Raw genomic sequence first — 19,455 nt, forward strand, 5'->3', positions numbered from 1 at the left:
AGCATAGTGCTGTATGCTCATTTACCTCGAAGATAACGCCCCCTCCATATTCGATATCCATGACTGAAGAACAAACCAAGGAGATTCGGCGACGATTAGACGAGGACTTGTCACTCGATGAGTTTGAACGCGATTACCGCTCCACCGGAGAGGCGGCAACCCAGTTCTTCCAAGACCTCTTCGTTCAGGTACTCAACTTCGAAGAGACGGTATCTGCCCTCGGTGACGCTACGTGGCAAGATATCGCCGTTCATGAATGGCCGAATACAGCTCGGGCGAATGCCGCTCGGCTTTTAGCCGAATCGGGGAACTTCCGCGTTATTTACGTCGAACTGGAGAAACTGACCCGGACAGCAGAGCGGAACGCCATCCAGAGTCTCACTCGGTCGGACAAAACGAGCGGCTGGGCTATCGATGGTTCCTTCCTGACTGTGTTCCATGCGCCAGACGAGGACGTCTGGCACCTCGTCACCCCCTACGAGGAGGGCACCGACGACATCACGACTGGTCGCCCAGTGCTGCGCAGGTACACACTAGGTGAAGGCGAGACCCACCGCACCGTTGCCAACGCGTTGTCGAATATGGATGCCAGCAAGGAACGGCTGGCAGAACGCATCGACGAGGCGTTCCGAGTCAAGCCCGTTACCGAGGATTTCTACGAGAACTACAAGAGCGCCTTCGATACGCTCAGTAAGGAACTACGCCGGAAGGGCCTGGAGATCGAAGACGCCGACCGGTACGCACATATGACGCTCAACCGGTTGATGTTCTTCTACTACCTCCAGAAGAAGGGCTGGATTGGTGATCGGAAGGACTTCGTCCGGTGGTTCCACGAGCAGTACGAGGAGTCCGACGAAGAGGACGTGTTCCACGAGAAGTGGCTCTCGGCACTGTTCTTCGAGGGTATGAACAGCCCGGAAGGCGGAGAGATCGACGCTGATCTCCCTTCCGACGTTGAGACCGCGATTTCGGGACTCCCGTACATGAACGGTGGGCTCTTCCAGCCGACGGAAGAGGACGAAAGCAACACTTTCCTATCTGACTCCGCGCTGAAGTCGGTGACCGAAGAGTTCCTCGAACAATACAACTTCACCGTCACCGAGGAGAGTCCCTACGACATTGACGTCGCAGTCGATCCGGCGATGCTCGGAAAGATCTACGAGTCCCTGATTGCCGAGCAAGAACGCGGCGAAGCTGGCATCTTCTACACGCCTCGTGTTGAGGTGGACCTGATGTGCCGGATGGCACTGTACGAACAGTTCTGTGACCACGCAAACGATCTCGATGCTGAAGGGAAACAGCGGATTGTTGAGTTCATCTTCAGCGAACCACAGGACTGGGACGCAGAGAGTACCGGTGAAACAGAGCAACTGGAGAACATACTCCACGAACTTCGTATCGTTGACCCTGCCTGTGGTAGCGGTGCGTTCCTGGTGGGGATGAAGCAAGTGGTCACCGAACTGTACCGGAAGCTCGGTACGACCCCGGATTACCACCTCAAAGAGCAGATCATAAACGAAAACCTGTACGGCGTCGATATCAAAGACTGGGCCGTCCGGGTTGCTGAGTTCCGCCTTTGGCTTTCGCTCGTTGAGGGCGAGGACCAACTTCCAGACCAGCGTCCAGTGCTGCCGAATTTCTCCTTCAAGCTCAAGGTTGGTGACAGCCTGATTCAGAAGCTCGATGGAGAATTCATTTCACTGGATACGCTCACGCGAACGCTCGATGGGGATACTGCTGGGCTCCTCACGGAACTGAAAGAGCTAAAGCGCGAACACTTCGAAGGTGAGGCTGACCGAACTCAGGAGATCGAAGAGAAGCAGGTTGAACTCCTCAAAAACCACATCGATGGCCTCATCGACAATCTCTCTAATAATGGGTCTCAGCAAACTCTCTTCGGGGACACAAAGGACGATCAAATCGATGACGACGTCGAAGAGCGGATTGATGACCTCAAAGAGACTCGTGATGCGATTGATAAGGCCGGTGCTGCGGGGTTCTTTATGTGGGACATCGATTTCTCTGATGTAATGGTGGAGGGTGGATTCGATGTTGTCATTGGAAATCCACCGTATGTTCAACAGGAAGACATTATTGACCAAGGGATTCATCCTGACCGTCTAAACGAGATGTCAGATAGCGAGGTGAAACAATTAAAGAAGGAGTACAAGAACGACCTAGTGAATTTTGTTGAAACTACGTTTGATCTAAAACCATATAAGAGAAGTGATATATACGTATATTTCTATTTCAAAGGTGTAGATCTTCTTCGACAAGGTGGTACCGTGTCACTTATCACTTCCAATTCATGGCTGGATAGCGGGTTCGGCAGTCGGCTACAAGAGGGGTTACTCCAACATACATCTCTTGATTATATAGTAGGCAACGTGTCCAAAACAAGCTTTGAAGAAGCGGACATAAACACATATATCACAAGTTGTACGCGGGCAGATAATGGGCTACTGAGGGGAAGTACAAACTTTGTCCGAGTTGATTATCCTTATGAGGACATCAACCTTGTCACGGATTTTGCACCCGCAATAACTAGTAATCTCACCTCCGATCAATTTGTGGTGGATGAGGAGATGTTGGAGTTTGGCAAGAATGATTCTATACGAACTATCTCTGTTCCACACGACAGCTTGTGGCGGCTTGGTGGTGGTAGTACGAGGGAGATCGTAGGTGGGAAGGATACTGACACATTCTCTATGGAGACAGGGATTAGTGTAAGCGGGGATAGCCTGCCAACCGAGGATTCCTCCGTTGATATACCCACTGGAAGTTATAGTCAGGGAAGGTGGGGTCCGTACCTAGATGCCCCAACCCTGTATTTTGAACTGTGGCGTGACCATAGTGAAGCATTTGATCTGCTCGGAAATTATGGAGACTTTGCCAGAGGCACTACCAGTGGGGCTAATAAGTTCTTTTTTGTCCCAAGGCCCGGCGAAGATAACTCCACTTTTTCAGCAGATTTCGACGCATCAGAAGGGAAACTGGTACTAACTCACAAAGACAGCGGGCGCGAATTCCGTATCGAACCTGAGTTTTGGATGAGACCACTCGATGAGATTCCCAAAAAATTCCGGGATCAATATGACTGTACATACCTCCGTGATGACGGTCAAACACTAGTCCCAGATCTTGTACTTGTAAGAAACCGGGAAATAAAGACGAGTCCCATTGAACCAGAGCATCTTAGTCACGTTCATATAAATATTGAAAGGTCTAGAAACGAGTTGTCAGGGTTAACAGTAGAGAAGTACGTTGAATTTGGGGAAGAAGACCGGTGGGGACGGACAAACAAAGCTCTATCAGATAGGTCAACCTGCAGTGCACGCACTCCGTGGTATAAACAATCTACCCCTGAGGACCCATATATACTTCTGCTTCGTAATATTAATGCCCAATATCAATATCACTATAATCCCTGTGGTCACAAGATCTCTGACCGGTTCTACTACCAGTCAGTTAGTGGAGATCTCTCGCCAGGTTACGTTGCAGGATATCTAAATTCGACTCTAGGGTGGTTTATGGAGGAAATAATGGGTAAATCTCGGGGGAATACACTAGAATTTAATAAGCCAGATTATCTACAATTCCCAATATTGGTTGCGGATGATAATCTTCAGAACAGCGTTGAAGAACGATTGGAGGACCTAATGGAACGAGATACTGGCATTATCTTTGAAGAGCTTGGGGCATACAATCCAGAAAACTTGAGTCTGGGATCGGTAAACAAGGATCGGTTTTCACTTGACAGTCTATTTTTTGATTTCTTGAATTTAAACCAGGAGACCCGTGAGGAGATTTATCGGGACCTGATCCGATCCGCACGAGACCGATTGATGCGCCAGCCAGACGAAAATCCCTCACTATGCGAAACAATCGCTGAACACAACCCACAGTACGATTATTCCCGCTAAGTGATTACGCAGTATTTTCGAGGGTCTCGTCTAAGGATTGGAGTGCAGAACGGGCGACTTCTTGTTTGGCTGTGCCAACAACTAACACCTTTCCACTTGAGAAAATCAGAAGAGTTGCCTCATATTCCGGGGGTCGGTATACAAGTCCTGGAAATTGTTCAGGCTCATACTCTGTGTACTCTAAACCAAGACGAACGGCGAGTGTTTCCAGCTCCAATCCTTGGTTCACTTCATCCATAAAAACAGCCGTCTTCTCCTCAAAATCAACGTCACTAGTCTCAAAGCCGATATTAGCAAATAATTGGAGCAGTTGGTTCACTGTCTCGTTCAATTCTTCGTGTCCTAGAGCCCCACGGATTTGAAACGATCCAGTCCGATAAATGCTGAAGGCGGGACTATTCTCCCCAAGTTTCACGGTTACAATCCCAGGGCTTTGAAAATTTGCGTCTAGACTCTCCCCGACTTCATTCCTAAGTTCATCAACAAGAGTTTCCAAGTCTACCTCCTTGCCTAATGAGCCACTCCCCATGATACTTACAATCTTCATTACTCTCGAATCCGATTGGCTAAGACAAATGCTCGTCGGGCTACGGTGAAACTTTTTGAGGTGGGTAGTTCCAGTGTAGTACATGTCTCCGTCACTCTCACACACAGTTTGTGATACTCGGCGTATAAACGGGGCCTTCTCCCAAGAAAATCTGAACCATGAGTAACGACAATTCAATTGGGATCATCGACAACCGTCGCTACTCCCATCTTGACGAGGTCCTAAAGTCAGGGCTCGACAGCGAGGGTGTTGACCGGATTCGAATCGCTGTCGGATACCTCTACATGAGCGGCTTGAAGCGACTCCGCCCAGTGTTAGATGAGTTCCTCGACAATGGAGGTACACTCCAAGTTTTAATGGGGAATCCAGACCAGCAAGGGTTGGACGAACTCATAGAGGCTCACCAGAATCTCCGTCTCACCGGCACGAAATTTAAGCAGTCACAGAACGTCAAATGGAGTGAGCGGCCGGAAATTCGTGCCGAAACTGCGAACAACTACTCGAACCAACTGCTCTACGAAAACCCCACTGCGGAGAATCAGGCTTTCTTCACGAAGCTGATCGACTGGCTGGAACAGGGACGTATCCAGCCTAAGTTGTATCTTCAGGAGCGGTTCCACGCGAAGGCGTACCTCTTCGAGAAAGACGAAGGAGACATTTTTACGCCCAAGGATGTCGGCGTCGTCGGTTCGTCGAACCTCAGCCTCAGCGGCCTCCACAGTAATACGGAACTCAACGCTCCAGTCTACAACGAGAAGGTCACCCAACTCAAGGATTGGTTCGACGATTTGTGGGACGACGCCGTCGAATTCGACGCCGACCTCTTGGATGCGTTCGAAGACTCTTGGGTTTCAAACAACCCTGGGCACGTCTCAACGGACGACGAACCACCGGCACTTCCAAGAGAGTCACTTCCAGACGACACGACAGAAACACTCCGAGAGGTCAGTGCGGGAACCGGGCTCCCTGCACCGTACTTGGTGTACGCGAAAATCCTGTACGAGCTCTACAAGGAGACATTAGAGACCGCCGAGGACTACCTCCAGTCATTCGACGTATATGAGGACCTCTACGAGTTCCAGCAGTGGGCGGTGAATCGAGGCATCCGAATCGCCAACAAATACGACGGGGTTCTCGTCTCCGACGTCGTCGGGATGGGGAAGACCTTCGTCGGCCTCGGTCTACTCGAACACTTCCACGCGCGGAATCGGCTGCGTGGCAACAAGGGGAAGATGTTGATCATCTCGCCGAAGCATCTCCAGCCGATGTGGGAGCGGATGGTCAATCAGCGCTATAATTTCAACGCGGAGGTGATCAGCTTGGGGATGGTGTCGAAGGAAGATTACCACGAGACGCTTCTGGAAGAGCACGACGACGCGTCGGTATGTCTCGTCGACGAGGCGCACCACTTCAGGAACGACGACACGCATCGGTACAACAATCTTCAAGCGTTCCTTCCGACGGTCAATCAGACGATCCTCCTGACTGCGACGCCGTATACGAAAAGCGCGTGGGACGTGTATAATCAGATCAAGCTCTTCCACATTGAGGACCTCACGCAGATTCCAATTACACCGCCGAACCTCTATGACTTCACGGAGATGGCGGATAACGACGAGACTGACCTCTCAAATCTCCTAAGTCACGTAATGGTCCGTCGGACTCGCCAAGACATCATCGACCAATACGGCGAAGAAGACGAGGATGGCCGGCTGTACCTCCAAATGGGTGGTGAGCGTCGGTACCTCCCGGATCGGCACTTACAGACGGTCGATTACAATCTGCATGAGACGTATTCGACAGCGGACGGCGTCAATGATTCATTGTACGATGCGATTGTGGAGACGCTGGAGGACCTTACATTCGCCCGGTACTCGCTGGGCCAAGAAGAGTACCTGAAGACGGGGTACGCGAATCAGGATCCGTATCAGAATCTCTCCTCAATGGGGCGGAGCATACGTGGCTTGATGAAGTCCAATCTGCTGAAACGGTTGGAGAGCAGTGTTCATGCCTTCTACACGTCGCTTACCCGGATGCTTCGGAGTTACCGGATGTTCCGGGATCTCCTTGACGAAGGAACGGTGGCTGTTGGGAGCGATGTCTCCGAACTCATCAACAGTGGTGAGCAGATCGATTATATCCTTGAGGAGATCGACGAAATGGTCGAGGATGGGGAGTACGCGGCGTACCAAACGGAAGCCTTCCATCTTGACGACCTCAAGCGCGATCTTGAGACCGACATTCAGCTCCTCTCTGATCTCCAAGCCACGTTGGAGCCGTTCCATCAGGACATCCAAGACGACTACGCGATGGATGACAAGGTCGAACAGCTCCGGGGACTCCTTGGAAATCTCCGAGTAGGAACCCATGACATTCTTCAGCGTGGTGATCGGGCTGAGAAGCTGATTGTGTTCACGCAGTTCACAGACACGGTGAAGTATCTGGAAGCGGCATTTGAGCAGTTCCAAGAGCGGGAGTTGCTTTCTGGTGACGTTCGGTTTGCCAGTGCCACCAGTGATACCTCGAACGTCGAAAAGATCATTCAGCACTTCGCCCCTGAGGCGAATGATGCGCGGGACAAAATCGAACCGAGTGATGAGATTGACGTGTTATTTGCAACCGACGTGGCGGGAGAGGGGGTCAATCTTCAGGATGCGAATTTAGTCATCAACTACGATCTGCACTGGAATCCGCTTAAACTGATTCAGCGGATCGGTCGTGTTGACCGTCTCGGGAGTGGTCACGACCACATATATGCGCTCAACTTTCTGCCGGAGACGGAATTGGAAGAAGAGCTCGGTATCGTGGACCGGGTTGAGTCTCGGGTACAAGAGATCAGTAACGTCCTCGGTGAAGACGGGGAGATACTGAGTCCGGAGGACAACGTGAACCGGTCGTACATGGAGGATATCTACGCCGAGGAGGACATCGAAAAGGTGGAAGACGACGTGAATGAGATCATCGGGAGCGACGATCTTATTGGCCCAGCAAGTAGCCTCCAGGATCTCAAACAGAAGTATCCGGATCTGCTTAGTTGGTTGGAAGACCGCGACGGAATTCGAAGTGCAATGGAGTGGGATCGAGAGTACGACGGCGTCGTCATCGTCTACCGGCAAGGCGATTATACGACCCCGTACCTCGTGACATTCCCGAGTGAAGGCGGCCAAGACCTCGCTTCACAAGAGAAGGACACTATTGTCGAAACCATCTCGTGTCCCGTCGATGAGCCAGTCGTCTCCGTTGATGCAGAGACGTTCGACAGTCGCTACGAACGGGCTGTACAGGTGGCGCGGACGGAGTTCGGCGATGACATGGGTAAGCGTCGTCAGTTCCAGCGGGAGGCTCGACAAGGTGCGAGTATCGACCGTGACTATGTGGTTGATGAACTCGGAGAGGTCGCGTCGTCTGTAGAAAACACTGATCAACAGCGGACACTGGCACAGTTCCAGGATATTGTTGAGACGGTGTCGGCAGATCAGATTCTCGACGAGTTCAGAGACCTCCGTAACGAAGAAATCACGGGTGAAGAGCTTGTGGGGGCTGTTCGGGAGATTATCTCTCGGTACAATCTGCAAGAGAAATACGAAGAACGCCAGGAGTGGGCTGAAGAACAGGAGGAGCCTCCGCACGTCGTCGCGGGGATGTACTTGAAAGGCGAAGAGTAGATCGTCTTGCACCGCGCTGAGGTTCAAATACCAGTACGCGCAACTTGGTTGTGTGAGTCAGTTAGAGCAACTCCCCACGACCGATTCTGGGCACGTCGTCAAACGACATGCGACTGAGTGGTTGAAAGGCCTCGATGAAGCTACTGCGAAGGAGATTCGAGATTCTGTGGTTGCGAAGCCCAAGGACTTCTCTGGGAGTAAATACGCAACCGAGGTGTCAGATATTCGTATCACGGGGGCACCCGAGTTTGTGGAGACGATCGGGAGTCTATTCAAGCCCCTGTTGCAGCTCGAAGGCGAAGAAACGAGATTGGAAATCAATCTTCAGCGGACTGAAGACCGGGATACTGGTGAATTGACCGATAATTATGCGCTGTACTTGTCGGTAGCCGAACGAGGGTAGCTGCCTGCAGTGATAGAGACAAGTACTACGGTTTCGAGACGCGGAGGGCCGGAACGATCTGGGTTGTGATTTGTACGGACTTGCACCTGACCTTTTGCGACTCGCCCCAAGGGTCTACGAAGCTCCCATAGTTTCATTATGTGGAAATGACCACGGTACCGAGCATTAAACCTCTACGAGGAGAATAACACCAAGTAAGCGCTTATGTATGTTTACGTGCCTTCTACGGATACAATTCAGGACCACTGGGAGGAGGCTAAAGAAGATCCCCGAGAAGCGTACCACTTTACCTCCGACTTAGAGACATTTACCAGGTTTATCGATGACAATCCGGAAATAGCGAACGAGCAAATCCCCGAAAACTTGGGTCCGATCTCTCATATCCATCCTTTGATTGCAGCGGTCGAAGCACTGCGTCAGTGGAAGATCACTGACGGAGGATACGAACACGCACGGGCCGCGAAACACCTCCTCAACGAATCTCTTCAATTGGGACTGGACAAAGAACATGATTCCGTCATCGTCAGATCACTTCTGGAGCTTGTTGCTCTCCAAGCCAAACTCTCTCACGACAACTCAGACGAACTCTCTACCGCCGTTGAATTCCTAGATGACAGATACTACGAAATGGAGAAGGGTGCAAGAACTGGATTCAGGGAAATAATTGACCTCGTCGTCAATCATACTGACCCAGGAAAACCCTTTGACCGGGGGTTACTACAGCGACTCTTCGTGATCTGTATCGTCCGTGCGAATAGGTACAGACAAGAGGATCACGAACTCAAGGGCAATGTTTCGGATCAAGATGCGTGCCGTGATTTCATAGGAAAAGCTATCCAGATCGGAGAGGCGCTTGATATCGATACCACGGGTGTTAAGCGACGATACACAGAGGAGTACTGGCGATACATCGAAGCGCAAGGGGAACGAGATTCCTTGTTGAAAGGGGATTTAATCGATGATGCGCTCCGTGATCCGGTCGTATCCGCAACGCTGGGCGATGATGAGAAGGAGGAGTGGAAAAACGAGATGCAGGATGCGATCAGGAAAGGTGGTCGGGAACTGAAGCACTCCGGGAATAAAATCCAGAAGGCCCCTCCAGGCACCCTGAAGGAACGGTCAGAAACCCTTCAGAGCATATTCAAGAATGTCGCCGTTTACGATAATCCGACGAAGACACTCTATTGGCTTGTGAACGAGTTTGAATTACTTCCACCGTTCGGAGTGCAGGACCCGAAACATCACTTGATCATTGATCACGTCAACAATCTTCATCCGAATCTTTCAGGTCACCTCACCCAGGTTGGTCCTGACGACGACATCACTCAAGACTACGCTCAGGATTTGCTGCAATCCCACGTAGTAATTTCCGGTGCAGTCATCACGCTGATTGAAGATGGATGGCTTCGGGAGCGAGACTTCTTCCGACTCATAAACCTGATTCCTGGGCTCTCTAACCACACTCTCTGGTACCTGACAGATGCAATCAACCACCTATTCGACAAAGAATACGCTGCATCCATCCATATCAGCGTCCCTCGACTCGAATCAACTCTCTATGAACTTCTCAACGCCCTTGGTGACGACGTCGTCCGACAAATGGACGGCGGCACCGGTACAAGAACACTCGGAACCCTTATTTCTCAGATCGGGTCGCACACCGGAGCGGAGTTTCAAGAATACATCGAGTACGCCTACAACGAGAAAACCGGGGAGACCGCCGATGGCAATATGAGAAACCGGACCGCTCACGGTCATCTCCGAATAGGTGAGGATCATCACATCAACGCCGTTATGCCAATAATAGATATACTCCGGATCGGCTATCAACTCAATCCGACCCCCTTCGTAGCGAGATTTGGCCACCCCTCCAAATACCTCTACGTAAACGGTGGACATCTTCCGTAGGTGGGCCGTAGAATTGAGTGACTTCTACCGTCATTCCGATTAAATACGAGTTGTGGAGATATACTATATCACTCCGATCAGCCAAGGATGATCGTAACACCGGACAAGAACGCTGTCCCGGATGCGGCTCTAACCTCACCCCGTACGCAGACCCGAACTACTACCCTGATTGCGGACCGAAACTGTGAGACGCACTCCCGTTAGTAAATCCGGTTGAGTAACACTTCATCGATCTGTACGTCGGACTGGAGGTTGATCTTCTCGTCCTCGTCGAATTCGATTGCACCCACATCGTCGAGGATGTCGATTGCGTCGCCGACTCTCTTTTTGATCCGTTTTCCCCGGCGTTTGTAGCCGATGAGTCGGGTGGTCTCTAGAATCACGTCGCCTCGGGTCATGCTGCCGCCTTCTTCCAGCAGCACGGTGATGGCCTTCGCAATCTCTTCTTTCGGGACTTCGTCGATGGATCTGGTCGCCGATTCGGTATTCACTCGCACCTTGAAATCGAGGTTTTGCCGCTCAGGCCACAGGAAATCACCGTGCTGGTAGATCTTGTTTTGTTTCTTGAGCGCCTGTACACCGCTTTTGAACGCTCGTCGTACCTTCTTCCCTGCCCGTGATTGTGCCCACACATCGAGGTACGTTTGAATCGCGGTGTCGTACTGGATCGGTCCGTTCTGTTTGACTGTGTCGTGGATCGAGTTTCGATTGGCAGTTTTCTGTCCGTGCTTGTCGACTGAGTACCGGTCGTTCCACTCTAAGGACGGCTCAATGAATTCCGTCAGTGCCTCGTGGTCGAGTTTTGATTTGCTCGGGACGGCGTCCGGTTCGTGAGTCGGGACGTCCGTTGTGCTCGTGGATGTCGAGTTCCCGTCGAGGAGCGAGTCCACTTTGTCGTTAATCGCCTGGATCTGCGCTTCTTGATTCGAGGCCCAGTCTGGCGACCAGATCCGGTGAATCATCCAGCCTAAGTTTTCAAGCACCATCTGCCGGGTACGGTCCCGGTCCCGGGCTGTTTTCGAGGAGTGGTATGCGGCTCCGTCGCATTCGATCCCGAGGACGAATTTCCCCGGCTGTTCCGGATGCTTGATCGCCAAGTCGATGCTGTACCCGGAGCTTTTGACTTGGGAGACGACGTCGTGGCCTTTGGCTTCGAGGGCGTCGTAGACTGCTTCCTCGAATTGGGAGTCGAAGTCGAGCGTGTCGGTGACGTGGTCGTTTCGGGCGAGAGCCTGTTCGCCTTTCCGGGCGTATTCGAGGTAGTTCTTGAAGTGTTTCGCACCGGTGCTGTTGGATCCGGAGAGGTCGATGTCACCGGGGAGCATCGAGCAGACGACCGTGACTTGTTCTTTCGCTCGGGTCACCGCGACGTTGAGTCGGCGTTCACCGCCGCTTTTGTTGATTGGGCCGAAGTTCGTCGATATCGTGCCGTCCTGTGCGGGGCCGTACCCGACGCTGAAGATCATCCGGTCGCGTTCGTCACCTTGGACCATTTCGAGGTTCTTGATGAAGAACTCATCGAGCACGTCGTCTTGGCTGACGAACGCGTTCAGCACGGGGTTTTCTTCGCGGCGCTCGGCGAGGGCGTCCCTGATCGCTTGTTCTTGGGCGCTGCTGAAGGCGACGACGCCGAGGCTCTTGTCGCTGCGTTCTTCTGCGTGGTCTTCGATCAGGTCGATGACGCGTTCGGCTTCGACCTCGTTTTGCCGTGAGCCGCCGCGGTCGTAGACGCCGTCTTCGACGTATTCGAATGAGACGCCGGTTTCGACGTCAGGGTCGTTCTCGGGGAACGTCCGGAGACTGTTGTTGTAGTAATGGTGGTTCGAGAATTGGATGAGTTCTTCCGTTCGGCTGCGGTAGTGCCACCGGAGGTTTTTCTCGGGGAGTACCGACGCTGTTTCCTCTAAGATGCTGTCGAGGTCTTCTCTGACGTCTTCCGTTGTTTCCACGTCGGACTGGAAGAACGACGTTGGAGGGAGCTGTTTCGTGTCGCCTGCGATCACTGCTTGGTCGGCGCGGATGAGGCTACTCACGGCGTCTTGCGGCATAATCTGTGATGCCTCGTCGAACACGACGGTGTCGAACTGGATCGAGTCCGCTTTGAGGTACTGGGCGACCGACAGCGGGCTCATCATGAAGCACGGCGTCAGTTGCGTGATGAACGAGCCTGCTTCGTCGAACAGTTCACGCAGCGGTTTGTGTCGGCGTTGTTTTTCGGTTTCTCGACGGACGAGCACCTGTTCCGAGCTGGACGCGTGCTCCAAGTTCAACGTGGGTCGGTGCTTGGTGACTTCGTGCTGGACTTCGACCTTGGCCAGTTCCTGTTGTTCTTGGTCTAATCGGCGGAACTCCTCGACGTACCGTTTCATTTCGTCGGCGTTGAACGAGCCGAGGTCCGTTTGCTCGTATACGCTGTTGAGCCACTTTGTGTAGAACCGTTTCTCGAAGGCGGGGATGAGATGTTCGGCACTGTAGTCTCCGTTGAGGAACCGCTCGACGTAGTCTTCACAGATCGTTTCACGGACGGTATCCAGTTGTGATTCGAATTGGACGCGGCGCTGTAAGGCCGGGACCTGCTCGCGGAGATCTTGTAATTTCTCCGTCAGTTCAGGGAACGGAGCCCGTTGGAACGACGTGCTGTTGACGCGCATCTGTTCGACAGCCATCGCGTCCTGGAAGAATGCAGCTGCGTCGTCATAGTCTGAGAGCGCGTCTTGTACCTGGCCTAACAGCTCGTCTACGAGCGGAAGTGAGCCGTCGATGAGCGCTGTTGTTATCGGGTCCGTGTAGGTGGAGTCGTATTCGTCAAGTTCGGATACCCAGGCTTGTGCCTGCGTCAGAGTGTCCCAGTCCGTCTCACCGCCTTGGTACAACGGTCCGAGGCGCTGAATGATGCCGCGGAAGTCTTCTCTCCGGTCTTCGATGCGTTGTATTTCGGCGAGTTTGCGTGTGTCTTCGAGTAACTGATCGTGACCTGGGTCGTAGTCGTCGTGGGCGTGATTCGTTACCTTTCGTTTGAGCGAGCGATAACTCGGCTTGAGGGACTTGAGCATCCCGTAGGCGGCGAGTTCGTTGTTGAGTTCTGCACCGTTAGCGGAGAAGAAGCTCCGCTGGTAGTACTCTGAGAGGTGGTTGATGAGCGATTCACGTTCCTGTTCGAGATCTGCGAGTTCATCGAACCGGCCGCCGTCTTGTCCGAGTGAGCCGTCGAAGAACACTTCTTGCCACACGATATCCGGTCGGTTCGAGACGTGCTGTAACAATTGGCGGACCTCGCGGAGGTCCGCGAGTGAAGTTGGGCGGACGCCTAGTTCGGACTCGACGTCGTCCGCAACCGTTTGTAGTGTCTCGATGGCTTCGAGCTGCTGGTCTAATGTGTCGCGCATCGAATCGCCTGTATCGACGCCCCACTGGCGGAGCGTCGTGCGTCGCCACGGGCTCGTTTTGTACGTGTCGAGTTCGTCGTCGAAGCGTGCCAGCGTCTCTAATTCGTCAACGGCGGTTTCCAGGGTTTCCTGTCCCACGGATAGTGGCTCCGTGATGCCGATGTCGATCCGTGGTACGTCCGTATGGTTGCTCACGATGCCGAACGCTTGGTACGCCGTCAGATCCCACCCCGTCGGAGAGAAGAACAGGTGCTGGCCGTACTGGTTGATCGTCTCTCGCCGTTCTCGGAGTTTCCGCAGTCGTTTTGCGCGGTCGTCTGCGGGCTTGATCTGTGGCGCTTTCAGTTCAGTTTCGAGGCTTCCGAGCACGTCCGTATTGGTTGCTTTCTCCCCGTGGACTTCGAGACAGAATCGCCCGAGTCCGACGTCATCAAGCCGGTTTTTCACCACGTCGAGTGCTGCCTGTTTTTCGCTCACGAACAGGACGCGCTCGCCGGCAGCGAGTTTCTCCGCGATGATGTTCGAGATCGTCTGGCTCTTCCCGGTTCCGGGTGGGCCTTGAAGAACGAAGCTTTTCCCGCGTTTCGCGGCTTCGATTGCTTCCTGTTGACTGGAGTCGGCATCAAGAACTTGGTAGGTGTCGATGGGATCGACGACGTCGTCGAGCTCCGACGCTGCTGGCGTCGTGATGTCACCTTCGGCTTCTCGTATCGGCTCCATGTCGCCGTTGAGAGCTTGGATGATCGGATTGTTCTTGATGGTCGTTCTATTACGTTCTAGGTCGGTGTAGAGACTGAATTTCGTGAAATCGAAGATACCTAGAACGACATCCGGTTGAACCGTCCACCGGTCGAAGCCACGTAGCGTCTCGTACACCGTCTCGAAGGCAGCATCAATCTCCGTCAGCGAGAGGGCAGTGTCTGCTGGGAGGCTAATGTCCCGTTCGGCCGCGAGCTTCTTTCGCAAGGCGGGGTTCAACCGGAGCCCTTCTGCTTTCGGCTTGAGAACGTAATCATGTTTCTCGCCGTCCTGGATCGTTTTTTCTTCCAGTTCAACGGGCGCGAGGAACAGTGGTGAGCGATTTGCGTCGTCAGTGTGGTCAACACTGAACCAGCGTAGCATTCCGAGCGACAGGTACAGCGAATCCACCCCGCGCTCTCGGAGGTATTGCTTATTTCTGCGCTCGATCTGGGACAGCGAGTTCGCCGCTTCAGTTGGTGACCGAGTTGGCAGGAGTTCGTTCGACGCGAGGTCTGGTTGTTCGTCTTCGGTATCGTCTGTCGGTTGTTTTCGGAGGTAGAGCTCCCCGTCGTCGTCGTCGAGTTCTGCGGCGATAGTGGTCGGGTCCGTCTCCTCAAATGGGAGGGACTTGGTTTTCGTCGGCTTGAACGAGACGAGCTTGTTCCGCCGGGTGAGATCGAGTAACTGGGACTTCCACTCGTCGATCTTGCTGTCTAGTTCGTCGCCGTTCGTGGGAGACGAGTCACCGACCGATTCGCCATCTTCGAACTCTGTTATCGACTCGGCGTCTCGATCCCAGAAGAAGGTTTGTTCCACCGTGCCACCGCCAGTTTCAGCACCTAGCTCTGAGTCTTCGTCGTGTTCGTCGTGCTCTGAAGTGGGTTCGTCAGTTTCACCGGTTCCAGTTGCTTCAGACGAGGTTTCATCTTCGCTAGTGATGGACGATGACTGTACGCTGGACTGCTCACCGGCAGGATCGGGTTCTGGAGGGAACTCTTGGAGCAGCGCTGAAGCCTCGTCTAACTCTTCTTCTGAAGAGACGACAAGTGGAAGTGGGATACCGGAGTCGGGTGCGACTGGGAGGAAGACGTGTTCGTCGGGGTCAATGACTTGCTGTTCGATGAGCACCGCGGCATCGTCGCCGCTCAGTTGCTCGGCTTGAACAGACTGGTACTGCGTTACTGTCTCACCGTTACCGAAGGCTTCGCGGTACTCCGACATCGTGTGCAGATTGCGAGATCTCTGCTGTTCGCCGTAATTCGGGCTGTCCTCAGTCGGCCCGCTGCCGAATACGATGTCGTTGACCTCGGCTCGCCACTGGTTTATCGGATGGTCGCCACTGGCGCGATACGCGGTCTGGTCGGATTCAATCAGGCGTTCGAGGAGCGATGCGAAAGTCCGGAAGAGTTCGTAGTATTCGGCGAGTTCATTCGGTGCGACTGAGGAACTGTCCACTTCATCGGTCGTCGCGTCCTCACGGTCGTCCACTTGATCGACACCCGCAGCGCGCCGCGCTTCACCAATCGAGCCGAAGTAGTTGTACACGACGGTTGCGCTGAACGGTGCGTGCTCGTTGATGTCGTTTACTGACGGGGGTTTGTTGAGGGTCGATGCGACTTCACGAAGACCAGCGAGGACATCGTCACGAGTGTACTTGCGCTGCTTGGAACCTTGCGGATCGTACCCTGCTTCTCGAATCGCATCGGACCACGAGCCGAAGGTGTTCTCGTATTGGCTAACAGAATAGTCTCCTTGGTTCGCCATCTCAATTTTCGTAGGAACGTCGCCGAGAGTGGTCCGCAGACGACGAATTTCATCAAGTAATTCACTCTCGGTGGGGCCCTCTTGCTCTGGATCGCGTGTTGTGTCTGATTCAGTTCTAAACTTCGACTGTGTGGTTCCCTCACCGGATTGCGGGTCGTCGACTGAGTCGTCTGTTTCGAGCGTCAGCTTGACTTCTCCATCCCGGAGTGCAATTGTCTCCTCAATCTGCGAGCGGTTGCGCTGTCCCAGTTCAATGATGGATTTGAGACTTGGCTCCGCGACACTTGTTCCGTTGTGGTGGCCGACAATATCGGCTATCGTCGATTGTGTTTTTTCGAGTGTGTCCTGTATTTTGCCCGCTAACGTATCGACACCAGATTGGTCAGGCGCAATCGATAAGTTCCCCTCGTGATACACATCGAGGAGTTGTTCAACTCGCTCAAATCCGTTGGCTGCTGCTTCGAGGGATTGTTCTTTCGCTTGATTGGGAGCCCCAACGCTGTCAAAGTAATCTTCAAGCGTTTCAGCACCGGGTTTTTCAGTCTCGGTATTCCGATGCGGACGCTGAGTCGATCCTGTACCGGAATCGGAACCGTCCTCTAACTCCAATGTTTTCCCCCGATCCGACGCGTCACCATTCACGAGGGCTTCGGCATCATCACTCGCCCAGATGAGACTATCACCATCACGGAAGTGATAGTCTGCGAGTTCAGTCTGTAGGTACTCGTGAACATCACTGCCAGACGCCAGCTCCCATCGATCCTGGAGCGTTGCGTTCTTCGTAGGTTGGAGGCGAACGAGATCTTCAATACGGTCCCGCTTTGTCGCGGTCAACGTCTCCTCGTCATCCGGTACAGAACTCGGCGCGTCTTCCTCAACATCAGGAGCGTCGCTCGATTCGTCCGACTCTGCCACATCCGTTTCTTCGTCGAGTTCCTCGCTGTGCTCCCACGCGTACTCTTCCCACTCGCCCAGGATCGTCTCCAGATCTCCCGGGTTGTTTTGCACAGCGTTGTGGAGTGCGGTGAGATCAGTTTGGTTGATGATCTCTTTGTTCCAGTCGTAGTCCCCGTCCGCGTCGAGTGAGTCAATGAACTGTGCTCCCTCACCCAGCAGCGTCTCGGCAACGTCGCCGTCCAGCGATGTGGAGGTCGCAAATCCGGGTAGCTTGTTGAAACGCCGTCCAAGAGAGCAGAACCCTGCCGCCTGCTCGATGAGTTGTTTGCCATCTTCCCGCGGAACCGCTGCAGCTTCCGTCGGGGGGACACCGACGACGTTGTAGAACAGGGCATGCTTTGGAGTGTCGGCCGGATTCCGGAGCACACGCCCGATGCGCTGAACGAGTTCCTGATTGACGCCGCCGGTAGCCATATTGATCGCTACCGACGCGTGCTGCATGTCGACGCCCTCGCCGAGCAGGTCACCGGTCCCGATGAGAATCCCCGCACTTTCCGGCTCGTCGAATTCATCGATAGTTTCTCGTTGTTCCTCACGGCTCTGGGAACCCGAGACGAGATACACGGACGACGGATTGGCGACCACGTCATTGAGGCGGGATTCTAATTCCTCGACTTGTGCGTTGCTATCTGCGAGAACGACGACTTTCTCTGTCGTGTGGTGTTCGATAACGAGATCTACCACTGCGTCCAACACTGGCGACAGGTTCCACTGCTTCGTTCGCCGCGAGAACAATCGAGTGACGAGATCACGGAAGTCCTCATCCTGTTGTTTGAGCGTGTTCCCTTCCTTCGTGTGGGAGAACCGACGGACGTCTTCGTACGTCCTGAGCCGGCGTTCTGTATCGAGGGTCAATTCGCCCTGTGTGAGACGATTCCGGAACTCACGGAAAGATCGTTCAGCACGCGTTGCGGTTTTCTCTAAGTCATCTCCGACGACGTCGTAGGGCGCATAGTGTACTTCCCAATCAAACGACGGGATAACGCCATCTGCTCTCGCGTCCGTGATTGTGTACCGTTTGATCTCAGGACCGATACTATTTGAAAGGCGTTCCTTGATGCGCTCACTGTCGCTTCCGGCGTCGTCGACGGACCCGGACATTGCCAGGACATCGCCGTCAAATTCGTCGAGAAGTGCCCCCCACTCACTACCAGTTGCGTAGTGATGGGCTTCGTCAAGAAGGACCAGATCATACGCGACTCGGTCTTCGTTGACGAGAGACTGCGGCGTTCGGAAATGAATCGTTCCCCATTCGAGCGTGATATCGTTGCTTCCCGTCGTTCGCTCTTGTGGGATATTGAGATGTCTTTCGAACTCTCGCCGCCACTGTTCGAGGATCAGGTCACTGTGAGCGACGATGAGCACATCGTCGCTGCCGCTCGAATCAGTGGTATCAGTTAATCCACCGATGGACTGGTCGTCCGGGTGGAGCTCGCCGTACTGGAGTGCAATTGCGCTGAGTCCGAGAACGGTTTTCCCGGTGGCCGTCGCCATGTCCACGTAGCCACGCTGGTCGTGTTCCCACCACTTTTGGAGCGCATCCCGCTGGTGTGCCCATAGTGGCGTCATCATCTGGGGTTTATCCAAGAGCGATAGGAGCCCCTGTGATGCGCTGTTCTCGAATTCAGTTAACAGGAGATCGACGTTCGATGCGATAGCCTCGTTGTTGAACAGTTGCGTCGTGATGTCGGAAACCGTTACACCGGACAAATCGAACGAGACGCTCAGATCCTCTCCGACATGTCGCGTGAGAATCTTCTCAATGACTGCCTCAGTAGCCTTTTCCACATCATCGATACCGAGGTCAGTCGTCGAAATGTCGTAACTGAGTTCATTGAGCTGGTACGCAAGAAGCCCAAGTTTCTCATCACTAACTTTCTCCTCCAACACCGCAGGCAGGTCAGCGTACCGCCCGGCCGTTTTCTTCAATCCACGGCGGTAATAGGTTCCTAATTCCCGACCGAAATCATCTTTTGAGAGAGCGAGATCGCTGATCTGGATACCTGCTCGAAGATCCTTCGCTGTCTCGTCAATATATGGTGACCACTCCGTTTTAGGTCGTTTGAGTAGAAATTCGTCGTGATAGAGTTCACCCGTGGACTGGATGCCTAGTGCCCGGTCGTCCACGAGATCGTCAATGTTACGTCCCATAGTATATCCC

The 19,455-nt window shown here is 53.5% G+C and carries 6 protein-coding genes; 4 read left to right on the top strand and 2 right to left on the bottom strand.

Annotation, left to right across the window (positions count from 1 at the left end):
• The first annotated feature begins 59 nt into the window (after window positions 1-59).
• The gene (locus tag HWX69_RS02340; RefSeq protein WP_178915470.1) at window positions 60-3,923 is read left to right on the top strand and encodes an Eco57I restriction-modification methylase domain-containing protein; all 3,864 of its coding nucleotides are present in this window, start codon (window positions 60-62) and stop codon (window positions 3,921-3,923) included.
• Between the two features lie 4 nt (window positions 3,924-3,927).
• Here HWX69_RS02340 and HWX69_RS02345 read toward each other — a convergent pair whose 3' ends face one another.
• Window positions 3,928-4,470: a TATA-box-binding protein gene (locus HWX69_RS02345; RefSeq protein ID WP_178915472.1), complete on the bottom strand. Its 543-nt coding sequence runs from the start codon at window positions 4,468-4,470 to the stop codon at window positions 3,928-3,930.
• A gap of 158 nt (window positions 4,471-4,628) precedes the next feature.
• Here HWX69_RS02345 and HWX69_RS02350 point away from each other — a divergent pair, with 158 nt between their 5' ends.
• From HWX69_RS02350 to HWX69_RS02360, 3 genes are all read left to right on the top strand, one after another.
• The gene (locus HWX69_RS02350) at window positions 4,629-8,135 is read left to right on the top strand and encodes a helicase-related protein (RefSeq protein WP_178915473.1); all 3,507 of its coding nucleotides are present in this window, start codon (window positions 4,629-4,631) and stop codon (window positions 8,133-8,135) included.
• A gap of 52 nt (window positions 8,136-8,187) precedes the next feature.
• Complete coding sequence (locus HWX69_RS02355; protein WP_178915475.1) at window positions 8,188-8,538, top strand: hypothetical protein; 351 nt, start codon at window positions 8,188-8,190, stop codon at window positions 8,536-8,538.
• 204 nt (window positions 8,539-8,742) lie between these two features.
• A complete protein-coding gene (locus HWX69_RS02360; protein ID WP_178915477.1) occupies window positions 8,743-10,446 on the top strand; it encodes a hypothetical protein in 1,704 nt (567 codons plus the stop codon).
• Between the two features lie 200 nt (window positions 10,447-10,646).
• Here the strand turns inward: HWX69_RS02360 and HWX69_RS02365 are convergent, their stop codons facing one another.
• On the bottom strand, window positions 10,647-19,421 hold the full coding sequence (locus tag HWX69_RS02365) for a DUF5797 family protein (protein WP_178915479.1): 8,775 nt from the start codon (window positions 19,419-19,421) through the stop codon (window positions 10,647-10,649).
• Between the last annotated feature and the right edge of the window lie 34 nt (window positions 19,422-19,455).

The organism is Natronomonas gomsonensis (genome assembly GCF_013391635.1).
In the GTDB taxonomy this organism is placed as follows: Archaea; Halobacteriota; Halobacteria; order Halobacteriales; family Haloarculaceae; genus Natronomonas; species Natronomonas gomsonensis_A.

What these genes read in the sequence shown, in the direction of transcription:
- HWX69_RS02340 (WP_178915470.1), top strand. Translation starts at nt 60, where the DNA reads ATGACTGAAGAACAAACCAAGGAGATTCGGCGACGATTAGACGAGGAC.
- HWX69_RS02345 (WP_178915472.1), bottom strand. Translation starts at nt 4,470, where the DNA reads ATGAAGATTGTAAGTATCATGGGGAGTGGCTCATTAGGCAAGGAGGTA.
- HWX69_RS02350 (WP_178915473.1), top strand. Translation starts at nt 4,629, where the DNA reads ATGAGTAACGACAATTCAATTGGGATCATCGACAACCGTCGCTACTCC.
- HWX69_RS02360 (WP_178915477.1), top strand. Translation starts at nt 8,743, where the DNA reads ATGTATGTTTACGTGCCTTCTACGGATACAATTCAGGACCACTGGGAG.